This window comes from Burkholderia sp. AU31624, assembly GCF_020420065.1.
Classification (GTDB): domain Bacteria; phylum Pseudomonadota; class Gammaproteobacteria; order Burkholderiales; family Burkholderiaceae; genus Burkholderia.
The window spans coordinates 47,805-68,808 of sequence record NZ_JAIZRT010000002.1 but is presented as its reverse complement, the minus strand read 5'-3'; the positions used below and the strand labels follow the sequence as shown (position 1 = coordinate 68,808).

Annotated in this window: 16 protein-coding genes and 1 pseudogene; 6 read left to right on the top strand and 11 right to left on the bottom strand. The window is 65.6% G+C overall.

Annotation, left to right across the window (positions count from 1 at the left end):
- Positions 1-27: 27 nt before the first annotated feature.
- The 9 genes and pseudogenes from LGM89_RS05510 to LGM89_RS05470 form a co-directional block, all read right to left on the bottom strand.
- Positions 28-2,283 carry a TcfC E-set like domain-containing protein gene (locus LGM89_RS05510; protein WP_226273000.1) on the bottom strand — a complete coding sequence of 752 codons (2,256 nt, stop codon included), beginning with the start codon at positions 2,281-2,283 and terminating at the stop codon, positions 28-30.
- 103 nt (positions 2,284-2,386) lie between these two features.
- On the bottom strand, positions 2,387-2,929 hold the full coding sequence (locus LGM89_RS05505) for a CS1 type fimbrial major subunit (protein ID WP_226272510.1): 543 nt from the start codon (positions 2,927-2,929) through the stop codon (positions 2,387-2,389).
- Positions 2,930-3,410: 481 nt separating this feature from the next.
- A pseudogene (locus LGM89_RS05500) lies at positions 3,411-6,419 on the bottom strand (ATP-binding protein).
- Positions 6,420-6,539: 120 nt separating this feature from the next.
- Entirely contained in the window at positions 6,540-7,229 is a 690-nt protein-coding gene (locus LGM89_RS05495; protein ID WP_089497901.1) for a response regulator, read from the bottom strand.
- A 441-nt stretch (positions 7,230-7,670) separates the two neighbouring features.
- Complete coding sequence (locus LGM89_RS05490) at positions 7,671-7,853, bottom strand: hypothetical protein (RefSeq protein WP_179254950.1); 183 nt, start codon at positions 7,851-7,853, stop codon at positions 7,671-7,673.
- Positions 7,854-7,971: 118 nt separating this feature from the next.
- Positions 7,972-11,028: a hybrid sensor histidine kinase/response regulator gene (locus LGM89_RS05485; RefSeq protein WP_226272509.1), complete on the bottom strand. Its 3,057-nt coding sequence runs from the start codon at positions 11,026-11,028 to the stop codon at positions 7,972-7,974.
- A gap of 339 nt (positions 11,029-11,367) precedes the next feature.
- Positions 11,368-12,414, bottom strand: coding sequence for a hypothetical protein (locus tag LGM89_RS05480; protein WP_226272508.1), 1,047 nt, complete (start codon positions 12,412-12,414; stop codon positions 11,368-11,370).
- 123 nt (positions 12,415-12,537) lie between these two features.
- The gene (locus LGM89_RS05475; protein WP_089497903.1) at positions 12,538-13,365 is read right to left on the bottom strand and encodes a hypothetical protein; all 828 of its coding nucleotides are present in this window, start codon (positions 13,363-13,365) and stop codon (positions 12,538-12,540) included.
- A 121-nt stretch (positions 13,366-13,486) separates the two neighbouring features.
- Positions 13,487-14,074 (bottom strand): tetratricopeptide repeat protein, encoded by a 588-nt coding sequence (locus tag LGM89_RS05470; protein WP_089463341.1) that lies wholly within the window; start codon positions 14,072-14,074, stop codon positions 13,487-13,489.
- 359 nt (positions 14,075-14,433) lie between these two features.
- Here LGM89_RS05470 and LGM89_RS05465 point away from each other — a divergent pair, with 359 nt between their 5' ends.
- From LGM89_RS05465 to atsR, 3 genes are read left to right on the top strand one after another with little or no spacing between them, the layout of a single operon-like run.
- Positions 14,434-15,306, top strand: coding sequence for a response regulator (locus LGM89_RS05465; protein ID WP_089497904.1), 873 nt, complete (start codon positions 14,434-14,436; stop codon positions 15,304-15,306).
- 42 nt (positions 15,307-15,348) lie between these two features.
- Entirely contained in the window at positions 15,349-15,852 is a 504-nt protein-coding gene (locus LGM89_RS05460; RefSeq protein WP_089446952.1) for a molybdopterin-dependent oxidoreductase, read from the top strand.
- Positions 15,849-17,669 (top strand): hybrid sensor histidine kinase/response regulator AtsR, encoded by a 1,821-nt coding sequence (atsR, locus tag LGM89_RS05455; RefSeq protein WP_226272507.1) that lies wholly within the window; start codon positions 15,849-15,851, stop codon positions 17,667-17,669. The genes LGM89_RS05460 and atsR overlap by 4 nt, the downstream gene beginning before the upstream one ends.
- A 53-nt stretch (positions 17,670-17,722) precedes the next feature.
- Here atsR and LGM89_RS05450 read toward each other — a convergent pair whose 3' ends face one another.
- The gene (locus tag LGM89_RS05450) at positions 17,723-18,142 is read right to left on the bottom strand and encodes a secondary thiamine-phosphate synthase enzyme YjbQ (RefSeq protein ID WP_089428528.1); all 420 of its coding nucleotides are present in this window, start codon (positions 18,140-18,142) and stop codon (positions 17,723-17,725) included.
- A 10-nt stretch (positions 18,143-18,152) separates the two neighbouring features.
- Positions 18,153-18,479 carry a thioredoxin family protein gene (locus LGM89_RS05445; protein WP_039369742.1) on the bottom strand — a complete coding sequence of 109 codons (327 nt, stop codon included), beginning with the start codon at positions 18,477-18,479 and terminating at the stop codon, positions 18,153-18,155.
- Between the two features lie 226 nt (positions 18,480-18,705).
- On the opposite strand from LGM89_RS05445, the gene LGM89_RS05440 reads away from it, so the two are divergent.
- The 3 genes from LGM89_RS05440 to LGM89_RS05430 all read left to right on the top strand — a co-directional run bounded on the left by LGM89_RS05440 (position 18,706) and on the right by LGM89_RS05430 (position 20,916).
- Positions 18,706-19,407 (top strand): flavin reductase family protein, encoded by a 702-nt coding sequence (locus LGM89_RS05440; protein ID WP_226272506.1) that lies wholly within the window; start codon positions 18,706-18,708, stop codon positions 19,405-19,407.
- A gap of 198 nt (positions 19,408-19,605) precedes the next feature.
- Entirely contained in the window at positions 19,606-19,938 is a 333-nt protein-coding gene (locus LGM89_RS05435) for a DUF2322 family protein (protein ID WP_041493406.1), read from the top strand.
- Positions 19,939-20,046: 108 nt separating this feature from the next.
- Positions 20,047-20,916, top strand: a complete 870-nt coding sequence (locus LGM89_RS05430; protein WP_226272505.1) for a PASTA domain-containing protein — start codon at positions 20,047-20,049, stop codon at positions 20,914-20,916.
- Positions 20,917-21,004 lie beyond the last annotated feature (88 nt).

The window sequence follows — 21,004 nt, the reverse complement described above, 5'->3', positions numbered from 1 at the left end:
AATCCCTGTAAATGGTTGAGTGGGCCGTCATTGGCAACGGAAGTTATTTCCGTCGGCGTCCTTCAGGCTGCACGTGTACTGATGCCCGTTCTGGTCGAGCGTGATCTGCGACAGCATCGTCTTGCTGACGATCGAGAACAGGCCGTTCGGGTGTACCGTGTCGCCGGTTTCGACTACCTTGCCGCTCACCGGCTTGCCGTTCGCATCCTTCAGGAAGCCGCTGTACACCATGTTGATGTCGACCTTCGCCGTTGCCGCGTAGACCTGGCCCGGATGGGCGCGGACGATGTTCGCCGGCACCTCGACGTTCATGTCGACCTTTTCACTGCTGCTCATCACGCGTGCGAACGGCACGTCACGATAGGCATTGAGCGGTACTGCATAGGTGCTGTTGCCGGCCACCGGGCTGCCTTCGACGTTGAAGCCATACTTCATGCCCGGGATGTTCGGCGTCTTCAACAGCATCGCGCTGCCGCCTGAGCTGTAGCGGCCGAAGGCAACGCCCTGGCGGCTGGCCGCAACCATCCCGCGGTAGTTGAAATCGACGTTGCTGCCCGCGCTGCTCGTGCCCAGGTTCAGCGACGCGTCGCCACGCGTGCCGGAGCGGGTGCCGTAGGTGTTCACGCTGTAATCGGTGCCAATCCGGCTCGCCGTGAGGCCGACGCTGGTCGTACCGAAACCATCCTGGAAATCCTTGCGAACGTCACCGCTGAGCTGCGTCTGCCCACCGGAATGCGCGGCGCTGAAGCTCGCCTGCACCTTATCCAGCATCATGGTCATGTTGAAATACACGCCATAGCCGCCGCTGCCCTGGTACCCGCCCTTCTGAACGCCCAGCGCGAACGTGCCCCACAGGCCGTTCGGCCGATAGTTCCAGCGCGCTTCGGCCTGCTGCGACTCGCTGTACAGCGAGCGCTGGTAGTTGTAGCCGAACGTCACGCCGCGAATGTTGCGGCTGTAGCTCACGGCGGTGCTCGGCTGACCGTAGTAGAAGCGCGACACCTCCGTGTTCTGGTAACGGCTGACCATCAGGCTGCCGAGCGCCTCGCTCGCCATCGAGATGTTGGCGTAGCCGCCGGCGCTGCGTTCGCCGCTCAACACGCCCAGCGTGGGCGTGATGTCGACGCCGCCGAGCTGCATCGGGCGCGTGACGTTTACTTCCGCCGCCCAGCTCCCGCCCTGGCCCGCAAGCATCGACGCATTGAGATAGAACTGCTTGAAGTTCCGGCTCATCGCGGCTTCGAGCAAGTAGCCGCCGGTACCCATCTCCTTGCCGGCCGTCACGTGCCACGCATTGCCGCTGTTCGCACCGAAGTTGAGGTTGTTGACCTCGCGGGTTTCCCGGTTGACCACGTTGCCGTTGCGGTCGACCAGGCGAACTTCGACCGAGTAATAGCCGCCCGGCAGATCGGCGAAGCTGATTTCGTTACGGCCGATCGCCGCGGGTCGCTTGAGGATCAGGCGGCCGTTCCGGTAAAACTCGTAGTTGCCGTCGGCCGACGCATAGAGCACCAGCGAGCCGGCATTGCTTGCGACCTGAAGGTGGGTCTGGCTGCCGATGGTCACGAACTGGTCGAAGCTCGGCGACAGCAACGTGCTGACCGTTCCGGCTGCGTAGTCGATGTTGTTCTGCTTACCTGCCCGCACGTATGTGCTCGCGAAGTTCTTCTGCAGGTAATACGACGACAGCCCCTTCTGGCTGCCGCTGGAATTGTTCGATTCGGTACGGTTCGCGTACCAGCTCATGTAGCCGAAGCTCTGGAACGGGAGCCCGACAAAGGTGTTGCCGTTGACGTTGACGGCACGGTAGCCGTCCGACGACGCCCGCAAGTCGATCGACTGGTTGTTGACGAGGCCGAAACCCGTTTCGGGCGCGATGTAATCCGCGCTCGAATTGCGGATCGAGATCGAACGCTTCAGCTTGTCGACGGTGACGTAGTACCCGGCGATGACAACGTCGCAGCCCTTGCTGCAACGCTTGTAATCGAGCTGGGTGATGACGTTCCGGATGGTATCGACGTCGTCCGGCGAAATGCCGTTGGCCGCATACTTCGCCGCATCGAACTGCAGCGACGTGTCCTTCTGCGAATAACTGATGAACCCCGGCAGCGTGCGCCCGTTGAAGGTCGCAACATAGTTCGCGCTATCATCCAGTTCGGCCGCACTGAACCCTTCAGGTACGCCGTACGTAACCTTTAGCTCTGCAAATGAGTGCGACGAAATAAAAAGAAACGCACCGAGCCACAGCTTGTTGAATCGAAAGGGAGCTTGATAGGCGAACACGCGGTTTTCTTCTAAGGAGGAATAGGACGAACGGCCCCGGGAATTCGGCGGGAATTGCACACGAAGAGGAACCCCGACGGGAGCGGGGTTCCGTGCAGGACAGTTACTTCGTCGTCCCGCCGCTGCCCGATGCCGCGACCGGCTCGAACACCATCACGAGATCACCGCTGTAGCTGCCGTTCGTGCTGACTTCGCCAACCTTGGCCGGTGCTTCTGCGCTGATCTTCAGGTTGTGCACTTCGTCGAAGCCGCCGGTGCCCGACGTCACTTGAGTGAACTTCTGGGCTGCGCCGAACTTGACTTCCGTGTCACCCGAGTTGCCCGACAGCGCCACCTTCACGCCCTTCATTTCGTACTTGCCGCTCGCCAGCTTCAGCGGTTGTGCGAGCGAGACGTTGACATCGGCGTTCGTCGACCAGATACGAACCGGCAGCGACTTCTCGAACTTGGTTTGCGTGTAGTCGGTGGCCGAGAGTTCTTCCGTGCCGTACCAGGTCGAGCCGTCCGGCTTCGACACGAACAGGCCGTCGTTGATCTGTGCGGTCAGCGTGATCTTCTTCGACACCGTGTCGGCCTGTGCCGTGTGTACCATGCCGAACAGTGCCGTGGTGACGCCCATTGCCAGAACGAGTTTGCTGAGTTTCATCGATTGATCTCTATTGAAGAAAATTGATTTACGGAGATCGAATACCGATTAATTTATCAATCAGTATTCAAACGCGTGGAAGATCAATTCCACTGACGTTATTTTCGATGAACAGAAGCAAGCGAGCGATAGGACAACTTTTCGCCGTCGCGTCAAAATAGCTAGTACAAGTACGAAATTAGAAGATTGGCCGTTTTAAATCGCTGATTGTCAGATCGTTTTAACTTTCCGTCCGTACAGGTACGGCTGCGGCGGGCAGCAGGGCATCGCCGGGGCCGGCCCGGCCGTTGGGTGCTCGGCCTCGGTCATGCGCTGCGGGGGCGCGCGACTGCACCCCACTCTCGGGCGATGTTTTAATTTTCTTTAATGAAACGGTCGCTGCCCGATTTCGCTTCAGACAATATCAATTCGAGATAGAGCCTGCTTCAGGACGGCATGCCCGGCAAGAAATGCGACTCCCCTTGGCGATTGTCGCGCTTCCTCAACGGTCGATCCGCTCCAGCGCATGCTCCATCTCCTGCCGGAACGCCTCCCGGTGCAATTCGAATGCCGCCACGCCGCCCGTGTTCACGGCCGCTTCCATCTGCGCACATGCGTCGCACGCGGCCCTGTCGCAGGCGAGCGCGAAGCCGCCGCGCATCGAATGGAGTTCCACCCGGAGCACATCTCCGTCATCACCGGACAACGCCGCTTCGATCGCAGCCAGCGAGCGCAGCGTGGCCTCGCGTAAAGTCCGTCGCATTTCGCCGGTCATCACCGGCGCGACCTCGCGCATGCCGGAATCCACCGCTCGAACGTGCCTGCCATGCCGTCGCAGCGCCGCATCGAGACTGTCGATGGACAACGGTTTGAGCGCCACCTCGGCCACACCGACTTGCAGGCAGCGGCGACGATCTTCATCGGTCGCATGCGCGGTCATCGCAATCACCGGCACCTGCGCACGCTACTCACGCAGGAAATTCGCCAGTGCGAAGCCGTCGAGCTGCGGCATGCTCAGATCGGTCAGCACGACATCGAACGGGTGCGTGAAGTAGGCGCGCATCGCTTCCATCCCGTTCTCGACGATCGTGGCGTCGTAGCCGAGCGCATCGAGCTGATCCCGCAGCAATGCACGGCTCGCCGGGTGATCCTCGGCGACCAGCACGCGTAGCGGCGGCACGTCGTCGCGTTGCTGCTGCGTTTGCGCAACGTGCGCCGCATCCGGTTCGGGTTCGGCGCCCTGCCAGCCGCCCGGCGCATCGGGTAGCGGCAACGTCGCCACGAACGTCGAGCCCTCGCCTGCGCGGCTCTCGACCGTCAGTTCGCCGTGCATCAACCGCGCGATGCGGCGGCACAGCGGCAAGCCGAGCCCGGTGCCGCCGAAGCGGCGATAGATCGACGCATCGGCCTGCATGTACACGTCGAACAGCGTCGGCAACGCGTCCTCGGGAATGCCTACGCCCGTGTCGCGCACGGCAATCTCGACGCAACCGGCGCCCGCGCCGCCACGCGCCAGTCGTGCGTCGATCGAAATGCCACCATGCTCCGTGAACTTGATCGCATTGCCGACGAGGTTCGAAACGAGTTGACGCAGCCGCGTCGGATCGCCGACGTAGCCATTGGCCAGTTCCGCCGCGACATGGCATTCGAGCGCCAGCCCCTTCGCCTCGGCAAGCGGCCGGAAAATCGCCGCAACGTCTTGCAGCACACGCCGCAGGTCGAACGCGATGTGCTCCAGCGCCATCTGGTTCGACTCTGCTTTCGACAGGTCGAGTACGTCGTTGATCACGCGCAGCAGCGCATCCGACGACGAAACGATCGTCTTCAGGCGGCGCTGCTCGACCGCCGGCAATTCGGCCCGCCCCATCAGCTCCAGGTTGCCGACGATCGCATTGAGCGGCGTGCGGATCTCGTGGCTCATCGTCGCGAGGAACGTCGACTTCGCCTTGTTGGCATCGTCCGCGGCCATGCGCGCTTCGCGCAGCTTGTCTTCGGTGAGCTTGCGGGTGGTGACGTCGGTCAGCGTGCAGAGCAGCACGTCGACACCGCGGAACCTGGTGCGGACGACGTGGGCCGCGAGATAGGTCGTGTCCTGACCGGGGCGCTCGACAGCCAGCTCCTGCTGCATCACGAAGCGCCGCTCCGCCGCGCCTGCCGTCTGCTGTTCGCGATACGCGTGCCAGATGCGTTTGCCGAGCGGCAGCCCCAATGCGCCGTCGTCGTACGCAAGCGCGGCGTCGTTGCGCACCACCGTGTCGCCGTCGGCCGCCGACAGCAGCAGCAAGCCGGCCGGTGCCGTGCGGATCAACGTGCGGTTGAACGCCTCGCTTTCGATCAGGCGGATCGCGCGGCGGTTCGCGGGGCGCAGCGCACGGCGGTCGAACGTGACGATCGCGATCCACAGCATCGCAATGGCAAGCAGCGCGGCGGCAAGCGTCACGCTCACGCCGACGGCAGTCGCCCTTGCCACGCTTCGCCACGAGAACGTCGTCAACACGGTGAGGCTGGAATCAGCCGACCGGTCGCTGATCACGAACCGCGTGCCGATCCGGCGCACGGCGACATGCCGAACGGCCGATATACGCGCGTCGTTCAGGACGCGCTCGATCATCGCCGGATCGCGCTGTCGTCCGAACACTACCGCACCGCGCGCGTCCACGACCGCGACATCCTCGTCGTCGGATTGCGGCGTCATGATGTCGTCGAGACGGAACTGGCCGTTGAAGACGAGCCAGCCGAACGGGTGGCCGGACGCATCGTCGAGCCGGCGCCCGAACCGCACGACGGTGCGACCGACGATCGGATCGTAGCGACGGTCGATCATGTACTGGCCGACGTCCAGGCCGAGCTTCTGCTTCGTCGCGCCGGTCGGCATCAGGCGGGCGGTCAATGCGTGCAGGTCGGTATCGGGCGGCAACGACCGTGCGTGCGCAACGAGCCCGACACCCAGCACGCCGAGAAACGTCCCGTCGAGCCCGATCAGGTAGCCGCCGAGCGGCTCGGCGTTTGCCGGGCGCGGCGGAAGTAACGAACGGCCCGAGCCGCTGTCGAATTGCGGAAGCATCGCCCCGAGATATCCCGCATACGACTCGGCCGGCCGGGCCGCCGTGACTTCCGCGATCGCGAACAGGCGGTCCCCACGGCCGAGATCGCCGGCGGTCAACCTGCCGTGTGCCGCCGAGAAGGCCTGGAGTGCATCGGGCGGCGGTTGTGCCCCCTGGCTCCAGAGTTGTTCCGCCCTGGGCCCGAAGGTCGCCAGCATCCCGTCCACCGCCTTCTGGTTCGCGTAGAACTCGGCCTCGCGCAGCAGAAACGTCGACCGCGCCTGCCCCAGGCTGTCCTGCACCTCGAGCCGGATGACCAGCGCCGCGCAGACCAGGATGAATGCGGTGACCGCACCGCCGCCGCCGTACAGCAACACCTGCTGCTGCCGCCGGACGCGACCCGGATCGAACGGCTTGCGGCCCACCGCCGCCGCGTGCGCGAGAAGTCGTTTCAGTTTTGCGGGCATGGATCGTTATCGGTGGCGCCGGACAGGGTGGTCACGCGCCGTACGCATGCATCCGGCGCGCCGCTCGGCCGGATCGCCCGTCGCCGTGCGACGCAATGGTCGATGCATTCGGCTTGCCGGCTATTCGCTTGCGGCAGGCGCATCGGGCGCCGGTACGTCCGACACGGGTGTGTCGGGCAGGTTGCCGTCGCTCGCATAGCGGATCAGGTCGGCGTCGCGCACGACGCCGAGCTTCTTCATCGCACTCGTTTTCTGCGAGCTGATCGTCTGCTTGCTGCGATGGAGCTGTGTGGCGATTTCGCCGACCGTATAGCCGGCGCCGAACAGCCGGACCACCTCGATCTCGCGTGTCGTGAGCGGGCGTGCCGTATCCAGCGTGCCCGCCGACTCCAGCAATTGCTTGATGTACGGCGACAGGTAGTTGGCGCCGACGTACGCTGCATGCACCGCACCGACGAGATGGGAAATCGCATCCGACTTGCTCAGGATGCAGCCGACGCCCTGCTTGCGGATCGCGTGCAGCACGCTCGGATTGTCGATCATCGTGATCGTCACGAGCTTCAGCGCCGGATAGCGGCGCTGCAGGAACGACAGCAGCACGAGGCCGTCGCCGAACTTGCCGCCCGGCATCACGTAGTCGACCACCAGCACGTCGCTCGGTTTCTCGTCGAGCGCCGCCACGAGATCGGTCGAATTGGACACGGAGCCGACGAGCCGGATCGTGCTGCTCTCCGCGAGCGCCTGCGACATGCCCATCGCGGATGATGGGTGGTCGTCCGCCACCATCACACGCACAAAGAATTCATCCATGGTCCCTGTTCTCCCCGAGGCTTTCGATCGCGCATACGCCGGCGGCCGCCAATGCGGGCCGCGGCTCCGTTCCATCCAGCGGACGGGCCGTCGAGTCGACCGTCGCTTCGATACATCGGAGAATGCTAGCGCGCCTCGATTTTAAGATAAAACACTGACAAGACCGTAAGCATTGGCTGACCGGCAGAGGCGGGCCGTGTTCCGCGCCGCCCCGTGACGTGACCCGCATGCGGATACCGGGCGCACGCACCCGGCTGTTGACGATCAGCATACGCTTGCAGGGAAGCACCACGGGCGCGGGTGAAACGGACGACGACGCACGCCGCAGGCTCCCGGTGCGATGCACCGCGGCGCCCGGTTTGCCGCAGCGCCGTCGTGACCGCCTGCGTGGCGGCGCACCCGTCACACAGCCATTGCACACCGGCGTGCTACCCGCCGTGACTATCTGTGCGTCCCCTCATCCGACTCGCCCCGCTCCTCCAGCACCTGCTTCCACTCCGTGATCGCGCGCCGCTTCTGTTGCGGCGACATGATCATGAATTCGTTCATCCTGCCGAGAAAATCCTTTCTGGACTTCTCGGGAAGCGTGGCGAAATCGAGCAGCATTACGAAGACTTTCACCATATAGCGCACGGTCTCCCCCTCTTTTCTCCTGATTGATCTGCGCCGCTCCTGCCGATGCGGCGCGCTGCCTTCCATTCTTCGGACCCCGCCACCTTCGGCCGCGACACACGATCCCCATTCATGTCGTGTCGCCATGCGCGAAATTCGCGACGTCCTGTTCTTGTATTCCTTCTCCGCCCTCAGGCACGCCGCACCGCCGGCCAAGGCCCGCCAACGCGCCGCGCAGGTGCGCGAGCGTCACCGGCCTGGTGAGCACGCAGCCGATTCCCGCGTCGCCATATCGCTGCCCGTCACCGGGCGCGACATGCGATGTCACGACCACCACGTCGCAATCCGTGCCGAGCGCGCGCACGGCGTTCGCCAGCGCGCAGACCGACATGTCCTGCAAGCCCGCATCCACCAGCAGCACGTGCCACGCGCCGGTGGCCAGCAGGTCGAGCGCCGCTTCAGCCGAACCGGCCGCCTGCACCTCGCAGCCGAGCACGTGGAGTTGCTCCCGCAACAGCGTGCTGCTGACGGAATCGATGCCGGCGAGCACCACGTGCCATGCGCCCGGACGCACGGCTTCCACGTGCTTGCTCGCCGGCCGTTGCGCGGCCAGGCCGCCGGCGTCGGCCATCGCCTGCGCAAGCGCAGCCTTCAAGCCGCCCAGCGCATAACCCGACACGCGTATCGTCCTGCCCGCCCGGTACGCTTGCGGCGGGCCGTCCGGTGTGGCGAACACGACAGGGCCGTCACCGCCCAGGCTGTCGAGCTCCGCGCGCGACCACGCATCCGAATCGCCGAACAGGACGATCGCGGCGGCCCGCGCACGACGGTCAGCCGGGATCCGCGCCGGGCGCTCGTATGCGTCGACGTCGAAGCCCCATGCACGCAGATGCGGCAACGCAAAGCGCTGCCATTCCGTACGCGCGACGACGATCACCGGCACGCGCGCGCCGCGCGCGGGATGCGCATCGAGCGACACGACCGCCATGCCGAGCGGCAGCGTCAACGTGAAACGGCTGCCGGTGCCCGGGACGCTCGCCACGTCGATCCGCCCACCCATCGCGGCCGCGAGGCGATCGCACAGCGCGAGCCCGAGCCCGGTGCCGCCGTAGCGGCGCGTGATCGACGCGTCGACCTGCGAGAACGCCTTGAACAGCTTATGGCGATCGGCGCCCGCGATGCCGATGCCGGTGTCTTCGACCGCGATCGACAGCTCGGCGCTGCCCCGTCCGGCCGACGCAACCGACACGCGCACCAGCACATGCCCGCTGGCGGTGAACTTGATCGCGTTGCTCAGCAGGTTGCCGAGCACCTGCCCGAGCCGGGTCGGATCGCCGCGCATCCGCTGCGTGTCGCTCGCGTCGATTTCACAGAACAGCGACAGCCCCTTCGCCTTCGCGACCGGCGCGAACGCACCGAGCGTGCGCTCGATCACGCCGATCACGTCGAACTCGATCGCTTCGACCGTCATCGCACCGGCTTCGATCTTGGAGAAATCGAGGATGTCGCTGACGAGCGTGAGCAGGCCCGACGCTGCCGTGCGCAGCGTCTGCACGCGGCCGTGCTGCGACGCATCCAGCGCGGAACGGTCGAGCAGTTCGAGATTGCCGAGGATCACGTTGAGCGGCGTGCGGATCTCGTGCGTGATTGCCGCGAGGAACGACGACTTCGCCGCATTCGCCGAATCGGCCGCGCGCACCGCTTCCTCGAGCTGCCGGACGAGTTGCCGGCGTGCCGTGACATCGGCGACCGCGACGATCAGCACGTCGATCTCCTGGTAACGCGCGCCGCATGCGCTCACCTCCAGATGCAGCGGCGCAGCGCCTGCGCTCGCGTCGGCCAGCACGAGATCGGTCTGCATCGTGCCGCCGGCCGCGCCGCCTGCAAGGAACGCGTCGTAGCGCGCGACGGCCTGCGCGGACAGCGTGCGGTAGTCGCTGCCGAGCCGCGCGATCATCTCGGCCAGCGCGGGGCTGACGAGCATGAAATGCCCGTCGGCGCGCGAGATCAGGCCGAGGCCGACCGGTGCCGTTTCGATCACGCTGCGGCACAGCGCTTCGCTGTCGAACACACGCTGCGAGCGCGCATAGACGGACGCGAATACACGCCAATGGAAGCGCACGAGCAGGATCCACATGATCGCGATGGTGAGCAGCGACGCGCCGAGCAGCAGGCTCGCACGCCACGCGACGTTCGCGACGACGTCCGTCCACGGCAACGCATAGGCAAGCGTCCAGCCCGTCGCATCGAGGGTGCCGTGGAAGATCACGAAGCCGTCGCGGAACGCGGCCTGCTCGGGCTTCGTGCGATCGCGCGACGGATCGAGCGCCAGCAGGCGGGCGGTGCGTGCTTCGTCGCCGGCCACGCCGGGGCTCGCCGCGACGAGTTGATTGTCGCCGGTCGTCACGAAGAACACGCCGTCGACCGGATGCTCGGGCAGCCATGACAGCAGATGCTCGGGGGGGTATTCGGTGACGAGTACCGCGAACGGTTCGCCGTCGGCCTGTGCCTGCGCGGCGAGCCGGATGCGTGCGGCGCCCGAGATCGGATCGATGAACGGCGGCAGCCAGCGCACGTGCGGGCGACCGGTGCCGCCCTCCTGCGCCGGGACGGCGCCGAAATCGATCCGCAGCGCATCCATCACGCGCGCGCGGCCCTCCGGCGTCGCGAGCGCGCCGCCGCCGGCGCCGGTATCCGGCACGAGCCCGAGCAGGCTCGTGCGCGTGCTGTAGTGATAGCCGACAAGGGTATGCCCGCGATTGATCGAGCTTGCCGCGCAGATGCGCGCCAGCAGCACGGACAGCGACAGGTAGCGGGCCACCTCGGTACGATCGGCGGGCTGCGTCGACACGCCGAACACGACGGACGGATAAGGCTTGATCGCGGCCCGCTCGCCGTCTTCGTAGAACGCATCGATCACGCGCTCGGGCGCCGGCTCCGTCTCCCGCCAGATCAGCTGCGCATTGGTCACGCCGTTGCGGAACGACGTCTCGCTCACCTTGATCTCGTTGAGCGTCTGCACCATGCCCGTCAGGAAATTGTGCCGCTCGCCATCGAGATAGCCGTACACGATCGAACCCATCCCGAGCGCGCAGGCGATCAGGATCAGGATCGTGACGACGATCCCGCCGCCGAACACCGAGATGTTCTGATAGCGGCGGATGGATTGGAGCGGACTGTATGGCATGTCGCAATGCGACGACGCCGGAGCACCGGGATGCGCCTGCATCCGGCTCCGGTATCGCGGACGAAAGTGGCCCAGGGAATTGGAATGCCACGATCATGCCAAACGGTTTTCCTAAAATCAGTCCGGAATGAACGATTTAGTACAAGTCCAATATGATTGAATTTTGATTTGGAACTTGAACGAAATCCGCCCCTCCCATCCGGTCGGCGAGGGTCAGAACGATGTCCGTGATTGCCGGATCTGCGCCGGATGCAAAAAAGCGGGGGAGCGCCGAACTCCGGCTCTCGCCCCGCTTCGAAATAATGCCCGGCCGGCGGCTGTCGCAGCCGCGTCGTTCGCTCAGTTCTGCGTGAGCGGATTCAGTGTCGTGCACAGGAAGCCCGTGCAGTTCTTCGGCGTGAAATAGAACGACGCCATCGCGAGCGGCGGCGTGGTGCCGAGCGCCATGTCGCTCAGATACGCGCTGCCCTGCCCGCCGAACGTGTTCGACTGCTGGACGAAGCTCGCGCCGGTCGACTGGATCGCGGCCGACTGGTACGTGAAGGTCGGCGACTGCGTCTGGTCCTTCACGTAGACCCACGAGATCGCCGTGCCGAACGCCATCGCGCCCTTCGCGCGATAACCCTTCGCCCCTTCGCTGTTGGCCTGCGCGATGAAGTCGCTGACGGTCGACGCCGGCGCCAGCGCGTCGTACGTATAGGTCGCGCTCGACGCGTTGTTCTTCATGTAGATGTTCGCCTGCACCGACGCCACCGCGATCGGCCCCAGGAACCAGTAGCCCGACTGGCCCTGGCCGTTCGCCTGCGTGAGGAACGCATTCGCGTCGGCCGGCAAGCCGGTCGTCGTGTACGTGTACGTGGCCGACGAGCCGCCGTCCTTGCGATAGAGATCACCGTACGTGAGCGGCCCTTCGTAGCGGTAGCCGCTCGACCCTTGCGCATTGGCCGTGTTGACGAACGACGTCATGTCGGCCGGGGCGTTCTGCAGCTGGTACGTGTAGGTCTGCGCGGTGCCGTCGTTCACGAAGATCGATTGCGTTCCGCCGTTGCTCGCGCTGTAGTAATAGTCGCCCAGATAGCGGTAGCCCTTCGCGCCTTCGCTGTTGACCAGCGTCAGGAAGCTCGCCTTGTCGGCCGCGACGGGCTGCGCCTCGTAGCGCCACGTCAGCGTGCCGCCGCCCGAGCCGCCCGAGCCGCCCGAGCCACCGGAACCGCCCGAACCACCGCTGCCCCCGCTTCCCGTCCCGCCCGAACCCGTGCCGCCGGTTCCACCGGTGCCGCCGTTGTTGCTCGAGCCCGATCCACCGGACGCCGCGGGCGAGGAATCGTCGCCGCCGCAAGCGGTCAGCGCCAGACAGGTCAATGCGATCAGGGCAACGGCTTTCATCGGGATCACCTCGGTGCAAAAAAGGACGAACGAAGCCGGCACGCGCGGATCACGCGGCGCGCACGGACAGTCAAGCATCACGAATCAGGAATCGACCGGCGGCGCACCGCCGGCCCGCGAACGTCAGTTGACCTGGAGCTGGCCACCGCGGCCGAGGCCGCCCTTGACGTCCTGCGCCTTGTAGCTGCGCAGCGCGACGACCATCTTGTTCCACGCATCGATGAACGCAACGACCGTCGCCTTGCCTTCCGGCGTCGTCGAGAAACCGGCGAGCCCGCCACCCACGCCGCCGCCGAAGCCGCCCAGCGCCGCGCCGTAGTTCGTCGCCGTCGAGCTGCCTTCCGACGCCGCGATCTGCACCGCCGAGCGCACGTCGAACAGCGTCAGCGTGACGACCGACGCCTTCGTCTGCAGATGGCCCGCTACCGCGGCCACCGCGCTGTTGCCGATCAGCCCGCCGATCATGCTGCCGATGCCGCCGATCGGCGAATCGTTGATGACGATCTGCGGTTCCATGTAGTAGTCGGCCGCGACACGCTGGCCCTTCTGCTGCTTCGAGCCCGCACGGTACTCGCCCGAGTTGCGCTGCAGCTGCGTGATGCGCGACAGGCGCGCGTCGCTCTTCTGGTTGCCGATCGACGTGATCACGAAGCAGTTCGACTGCTGCACCGCCAGGCGCAGCAGCGGGTCGATGCTCGTCACCTTGGTCGCACTGCCGAACGGGCCCCACCAGTCGGCGTTGCGGCCATCATCGACAGCGATCGTGCCGAGCGGCGACGTGCAGCGCTGCAGCTGCGAATCGGCGCCGGCGCTCGCGCCACCCGCGGCGGCACCGGTCACGCCCGCGTTCTGGCCGCCGGGCGTCACCACGCCGCCGCAGCCTGCCACGGACGCGCAAAGCGCTGCCACCAGCGCACCTTGAGTGAGACGTTGGGAAAGGATGGTCTTCATGTCGTTGTCGATCGATTTAGAGTCGTTGTTCGGCTTATGTGTTCGTGCGAACTTCGATAAGCCCCCCGGCTGGCGCGCGATGGTGGTCTCCCCGCTGCTGCCCCCGTTGCTTCAGCCCCGGTCAGTAGTACCAGTACGTCTGCTGCCAGACGCCGTAGTACGGATAGCCCGAGTACCAGTAGCCGTAATAGCGATCACGCCATTCCGTGCGCCATTTCCAGTCTTCTTCGTCTTCCTTCTTGGCCTTGCGCGCCAGATCGAGCAGCTTCTTCGACTCCTTGTCGCCGCGGCCGGCCGCGATCGACAGCCACTTCTCCGCTTCGCGCGCATCGGAGCCCATTTCCTCGAGGCCGAACAGGTAGAAACTGCCGAGCGCCTTTTGCGCCTGCAGGTCGCCACGCTCGGCGGCCTCGCGCATCCACTTGAGTGCCTGGTAGCTGTCCTGGCGCACGCCGTCACCGCGGAAATAGCGCAGGCCGAGGTCGTAGGCGGCCTTCGGCTGGGTCTTCGCGGTCTGCTTCAGCGCAGCAATGCGCGGGCTTTCCTGGTCTTCCGAATCGTCCCTCTTTTGATAGGAGACCTGATCTTTAGGACGGTCGGAACAGCCGGTGTCGTCGCAGATCCGCACCGTGTTGCTGGTGAGGGACGGATCCTGCGCGCACGCGGCCAATAGCAACAGCAGCCCCGATGCGATCAAACGGCGGTACATTGTTACTTTCCTCAGGTTTTATTGGCGCCGCAATTCTTCGAGCTATCCACCCCCGCGAGCTCGTACCCGGCGGCGCGCGGCGCAACGGATACAATCCGCCGACGCCGACACGCACTCCAAGGCTCTCTCAGGTTCTCTCTTCGAATCGTTCCGTCACTGCTTCATTGCTGTCGCTTTTCGTTGTTCCGGCTGTCGCCGGCATCGATCTCCAAACATGACGCGACAAACAATAGTGACGTGGTGAGCAATAATAATGAAGAAAAAAGGCATGTCAAGGTCATTCGCTTTTTCAAAGCTTGCATGACACGTCAGTTTTGATATGCTCACCCTCGCCAAAAACCCCTGGAGACCCCATCGAGATGTCCAACAGCGAGCAGGCCAACGTCGATCTGATCACCGCCAACAAGGTGCGCGACCTACTGAACCGGAACGGGATTCCGCCGCGAAGTCACAACACGACGATCGCGAACGTGCTCGGCCTGAGCTTCTCGGTCGTCACGCGCAAGATGAAAGGCCTGATTCCGTGGAACCTGTCGCAGTTGCAGGACATCGCGACGCACTTCGGCGTGCCGCCCGCGATCCTGCTCGACGACAAGGGTACGCAGCCGGCCGCCGCCGAGATGATCGACGCGACACTCGTGATCGAATCGCGGCGCTTTCGCTGCCGCGCCGCGATCTCGACCAAGGCCAGCAGCCAGAGCGAGACGGATTTCGTCGCGCTGCAGTGGCAGGGCGAATGGCTGATCACCGAGCGTCAGCACGCGCGCGAGGGCCGCACGTATCCGGTCGACGTCATCGAGCTGCGCTCGACCCAGCCGAACGTGTATGCGGCACGCATCGCCGTGGTGGACGATTCGCAGGATGTCGCCGAAACGGTATGTGAATATTTCATCGAAAAAGGCGTGAACGCGATTCCGTACTTCGACGGTGCGGCATTCCGCAAGGCACTGGAGGTCGAGGATTTCGACGGCTACATCCTCGACTGGATGCTCGGCGACCAGACCGCCGCCGAACTCGTGCGCGGCATCCGCTCGAGCGAGAACAGCGGCGCGCCGATCTTCCTGCTGACCGGCAAGATCTCGACCGGCGAAGCCAGCGAGGACGAAATCGCGCACATCGTGTCGCACTACAACGCGCGCTGCGAGGAAAAGCCGGTGCGCCTGCCGATCCTGTTCGCCGAAGTGGCGCGCGAACTGAAGATCACGCTGCCGGCCACGGCCGCGGCGAACTGAGACCACCACGGCACATCACCACCGCACGACCGAGGGCAACCCATGCGAATCTCGACCATCTGGACCAAGCGCCTGCTGACGGCCTGCCTGCTCGGCATGGCCGCCGCGACCTGGGCTGCTTCGTCGTTCACGTTCACCGTCGACGGCAAGATCGACAAGCACAACCAGCAGGGCAAGACGGCGTACGTGTTTTCCGAGCAGGCGCTGATGGCGCTGCCGCAGCACACGATCGTCACGTCGACGAGCTGGACGCCGAAGGCGGCCTTCACCGGCCCGCGCCTGTCCGACATCCTGAAGACCGTCGGCGCGCACGGCACGCAGATCGAGTTCCGCTGCATCGACGAGTACACGTTCACGATTCCGGTGTCCGACGCCGATCGCTATGGCGTGATTCTCGCGCGGACGATGAACGGCAAGGTGCTCGGCAACGACAACTACGGCCCGCTGTGGATCATGTACCCGCGCGACCAGTATCCCGATGAACTGAAGACGCCGCTCGGCGAAGCCAAGTTCGCGTGGCAGATCATCGGCCTGACGGTGAAATGAAACGCCGGCGATGGAAAAATAGAAAAATCATCCTGGTCCTCGGCGCGCTGTGGATCATGGGGTTCGCCGCGTGGGCGTTCCTGCTGTGGGACCTGCTCGCCACCTCGGTCAACGAGGGCGTGCTCGAAGGGCCGCGCGAAGGCGTGTTCTGGACCGCCGCGCAATACCGCAACGTCTATACGCGATTCGACCGGCAGCTGATCCTCTACGCGACACACCAGGACGACGACTTCAATCACGTGCAGATGCAGCTCGACAGCCTGTCGGTGTCGTTCGGCTTTCTGCAGCGGCCGTCGGAAGTATCCGAATACTGGCTGCGCATCCCGCGCGCGCGCAACGAGATCGATGCGCTCGGCGAATTCATGACGCGCCTGAAGCACGAAGTACCGTTGCTGCGCGATTCGCCGAAAAGCGCGCAGCAGGTCATCGACGAGGTCAACGCGTACTGGCCGAAGGTCAACGGGCTCGCGAACTATTTCCGCGCGATCGAAATGGCGCAGCGCGACTTCACGTTCCACCAGCTGAAGGAGAAGCAGCGCGCGATCCTGATCCTCGGCATCGTGCTCGGCGTGATCCTGTGCGCACTGTTCCTGCTGCTGTTCTATACGATGCGCACGCGTGACGACCTGCTCGAGCGGCAGGACGCGGCGCTCGACGCGGAACGCAAGGCGTCCGACCGCGCGTTCGAAATGATCGAGGCGAAGAACGCATTCCTCGGGATGGTCAGCCACGAGTTGCGCACGCCGCTGCAGGCGATCTGCGGATCGGTCGAGATCCTGCTCGCGCGCCCGCAGTCGGAGGCGAACCTGAAGACGATCCGGCGGCTGCAGAATTCCGCGTTGTCGCTCGAGGCGCTCGTCAAGGATCTGACCGACTACATCAAGCTGCGCTCGACGAAGCGCCTCGCCGAACGGGAAACCGTCGGCATGGCGTCGCTGCTCGCCGAGGTGCTCGATCCATTGCGCGAGAAGATCGCTGCCAAGCGGATCGCGATCGCGCAGCAGGTCGAGCCGCACGACCTCACGATCCGTTCGGATCGCAAGCTGCTGCGCCAGGTGCTGTCGAACCTGATCGAGAACTCGGTCAAGTACACGCTCGGCGGGTCGATCGACGTGTCGATCACGCTCGCCGACGCGCCGGCCGGCCCGCAATTGAAGATCGCCGTGCGCGACACGGGCACCGGCATCGCGAAGCCGCACCTGTCGAAGATCTTCGAGCCGTTCTATCGCGCGAACGACGCGGTCGGGCTGCATGTGGACGGGATCGGCATGGGGCTCGCCGTCGTGCGCGAAATCGTGACGACGCTGCGCGGGCATGTGGACGTGCGCAGCGTCGTGGGCGAAGGCAGCGAGTTCGTCGTGACGCTGCCGGCCGAAGTGCCCGGCATCGACACCGCCGGCCACGCGACCGGCGACGCGCTCGCACTGCCGCACGCATCCGTGCACCGCGACCGGCGCGCGCTGGTGGTCGACGACGACGACAACGCGCGCGAAACGCTCGGCGCGATGCTGTCGGCGCTCGGCATCGACGCCGAGCTGTGCGGCACCGGGCAGGAAGGCGTCGCGCGCTTCGGTACGGGCCATTACGACATCGTCGTGATCGATCTCGAGCTGCCGGACTTGAGCGGCTTCGAAGTCGCGCGGCGTATTCGCACGGTCGCGGTACCCGACGACGATGGCCGGCATCCGGCGATCCTCGGCGTCAGCGCATATGAATCGGCTGCACTGCGCGAGAACAAGCAGGTATTCGACGCATTCCTGCCGAAGCCCGTCCACCTGCGCGAACTCGGCGCGCTCGTCGAGAAGCTGCTCGCCTGAGCCGGTGTGCCGGCGTTGCGCCGCTGGTTGCCGCTTGTTGCGCTGGTTGCCGCTTACTCGCCGATCAGGTGCAGCACGATGTCGCGGCGGTGCGCCGCGCGGCGATGCTCGAACAGGTAGATCCCCTGCCACGTGCCGAGCACCATGCGTCCCTGCTCGACCGGGATCGACAATTGCACCTGCGTGAGCGCTGTGCGCAGATGCGCCGGCATGTCGTCGGTGCCTTCGGTGTCGTGCTCGTAGCGCGTGGCGTCCTCGGGCGCGAGCGTCGCGAAGTAGCGCTCGATGTCGCGCTGCACCGACGCGTCGGCATTCTCCTGGATCAGCAGCGATGCCGAGGTATGGCGACAGAACACGGTGAGCAGGCCGGTGCTGATGGCCTGCTGGTCGACGAACGCGCGCACCTGCGACGTGAATTCGACGAGGCCGCTGCCGCGCGTGTCGATGCCGATATGCGTGATCGCCTGTTGCATCGTCGTGACCTCAAGCCAGCGCGGCGAAGCCGTCGGCTTCGATCTGCTTCGCGTCGGCGGGACGCACGACGCGCGCGACTTCGACACCATCGCGCAGGAACACCAGGGTGGGCCACAATTTCACGCCGAACGAGCGGCCGAGCGGCCGGCCCGGGCCATCCTCGATCTTCAGGTGCCGCACGGCGGGGTGCGCGGAAAACGACGCGACGATCGCCGGTTGCGCGCCCGCGCAAATCCCGCACCAGTTCGCGCCGAATTCGATGACGGTCGGGCCGCCCAGTGCGTCGACTTCCGCGCGCGTCGGCGCGTTGGCGGTGTAGCGTTGCTCGGTATCCATCAGGCCCTCGTGTGCGTTGGCGGAACAGGGCCGCGCGAGCCCGTGTAACGCGGCGGGCGCGGCCTGCGATTTCCTACTGTAGCGGAAAAGCGCGTGCGATGCCGGGCGGTCCTGCCCGGCGCAAATGCCATTCCTGCTCCTCTGGAATGACACGACAAGATTCGGAGCGCCACGCCGCCGCGACAGGATCAGCATGCGGACTGATCCCTCAACGATGGCACCGATCATGAACGCTCCGCATTGCGTCACCGAACCGAACATCCTCTATTTCGGCACGCCCGTCGTGCTGGTCAGCACGCTGAACGAAAACGGCACCGCCAATCTCGCGCCGATCTCGTCCGCGTTCTGGCTCGGCTGGCGCGGCGTGATCGGCATCGCCGCCAGTTCGCAGACCACCCGCAACCTGCTGCGCACCGGCGAGTGCGTACTGAACCTGCCGTCGTCGGCACAGGCGCACGCGGTCGACCGGATCGCGCGCACGACGGGCACCTGCCCGGTACCGGACGGCAAGCGCGCGAAGGGCTACGTGTACGAACCCAACAAATTCGGCACGGCCGGGCTCACCGAGGCGGCGTCGCAAACCGTCGCGCCACCGCGTGCGCTCGAATGCCCGGTGCATATGGAAGCGGTCGTCGCGGCCACGCACGGGATCGGTGAGGAAACGCCCGACGTGCGCGGCCACATCCGCGTGTTCGAGTTGCGCATCCAGCGCGTGCACGTGCATCCCGACCTGCTGATGGACGGCCACGCGGACCGCATCGATCCGGACAAGTGGTCGCCGCTGATCATGAGTTTCCAGAAGTTCTACGGCCTTACGCCGCATCAGGTGCATGCATCGCGGCTCGCCGAGATTCCCGAGCGCGCGTATCGCAGCCCGGACATCGAGCGCTCGCGTGATGCGGGCGTGCCGGCCGGCGCGGGGCGGTAGTGGCGTGGAGCGCGATGGCCGGCACGTTGGGGCAACGACCGCGTATGCCTGAGCCGCATCCTTGCCGCCGGACGATAGCCCGGCGCTGGCGTGGTGCACGGCCGGCGCCCACGTGCCGACCGGTGCGCAAAGGCCGATCGGATAAGATACGGCCGGCCATGCTCATTGGCCCCTGACCGAACCGACGGAGTGTTTTCAGTGATTCAACCGACCCAAGTATTCAAGGACAACCTCGCGCAACTGCCGGCCATCGACGGCGTCGCGCGCATCGATCTCGTCGGCGCGAACGGCGACGTGGTCGCGACCATCGAGAACCAGCCGGGCAAGCAAGGCTCGCTCGCGGTGTACCACTACCTGAAGCAAGCATTCGGCACGCTGGACGCGAAAGCCGCCGAGCACGGCCTCGCGGTGTTCGCCGAACATACGGCCGACGCACGCAATCGCCCGGGCGCGCATCCGAACGTCGATCGCCTGCTGGCCATCGTCGACGGCGGCGAAGCGCTGCGGATCGATGTCGTCGCGAAGGGCTGAGTCATCGGTGGCACGCTGGTGCGCTGCCGGCCGGTGCGCGCGATCATGACACGCGGGCGCAAACCCGCGATCATCGCGCCCGTGCCCCTTTCCCCGGAGACCACCCAAGTGTCCCGTTTCGTTGCGTTGCCGTTTGCCCGCCGTCTTGCGCCGATCGTGTCGATCACAGCCATTGCATGTGCCGCGCTCGGCGGTACGGCGTCGGCCGACACGCTGCGTACGACCTCCGATATCGCCGGTGCGTCGCTGGTGCCGCTCGGCGTGCTGCCGCACTCGCCGGAGAACGGTTCGCTCGACCCGTTCTGCACGCAATATCGCGCAAAGACGACCACCGCAGCCGGCCGTGAAGTCGCGAAGCGCGACTGGATCGTGACGTCAGAAGCACCACTCGGCCGCTACACGGTCGTCACGTTCGCGAGCGGATTCAGTGCCGGCACGAGCGCGATCTGTTTCGCGCGCAACGGCAACGTCGGCGTGTTCGACGGCACGACGCTCGTCGCGCTCGGCTACACGGCGCGCAAGGCGGGCTGGCAACTCGGCACGGCCGATCGGCTGGAAAGCGGCGCGCTGCTGATCTGGGGCGGCGACGGCCCGGCGCCGCCCGTCGGCGAACTCCACGAAGAGAACGGCGGCCTGCGCCTGACCCGGGTCGCGGCTGAAAACACCTACTGCCAAGGCCGCGTGGTCGTGCCCAACGTGTACGGCAAACCGCTCGACGTCGCGCGCCGGATCCTGATCGCGAAAGGCTGGCAACCGCTGCGCCCGCGCGAGAAGCCGGATGCGATGGACGGCGCGGCGACGCTCGCGAAGCACGGCATCATCGAAGCCGAAGCGTGTTCAGGCACCGGCATGGGCTATTGCGCGCTGCGCTACCGAAATGCAGCCGGCGTGCTCGGCGTGACGACGGTCGGCGGCGAGCCGGACAAGCCGTCGGCGAATGCCGTGATCGATTATCAGGTGGCCTGCCGCAAGCGTTGAACCGTGCGGCGATCGCGCACGCAAGGCGCTGCATGGGCGTATGCCGTTGATGCAGCGGCGGGCACGATCGGCGTGCCGCAGGCAGCGC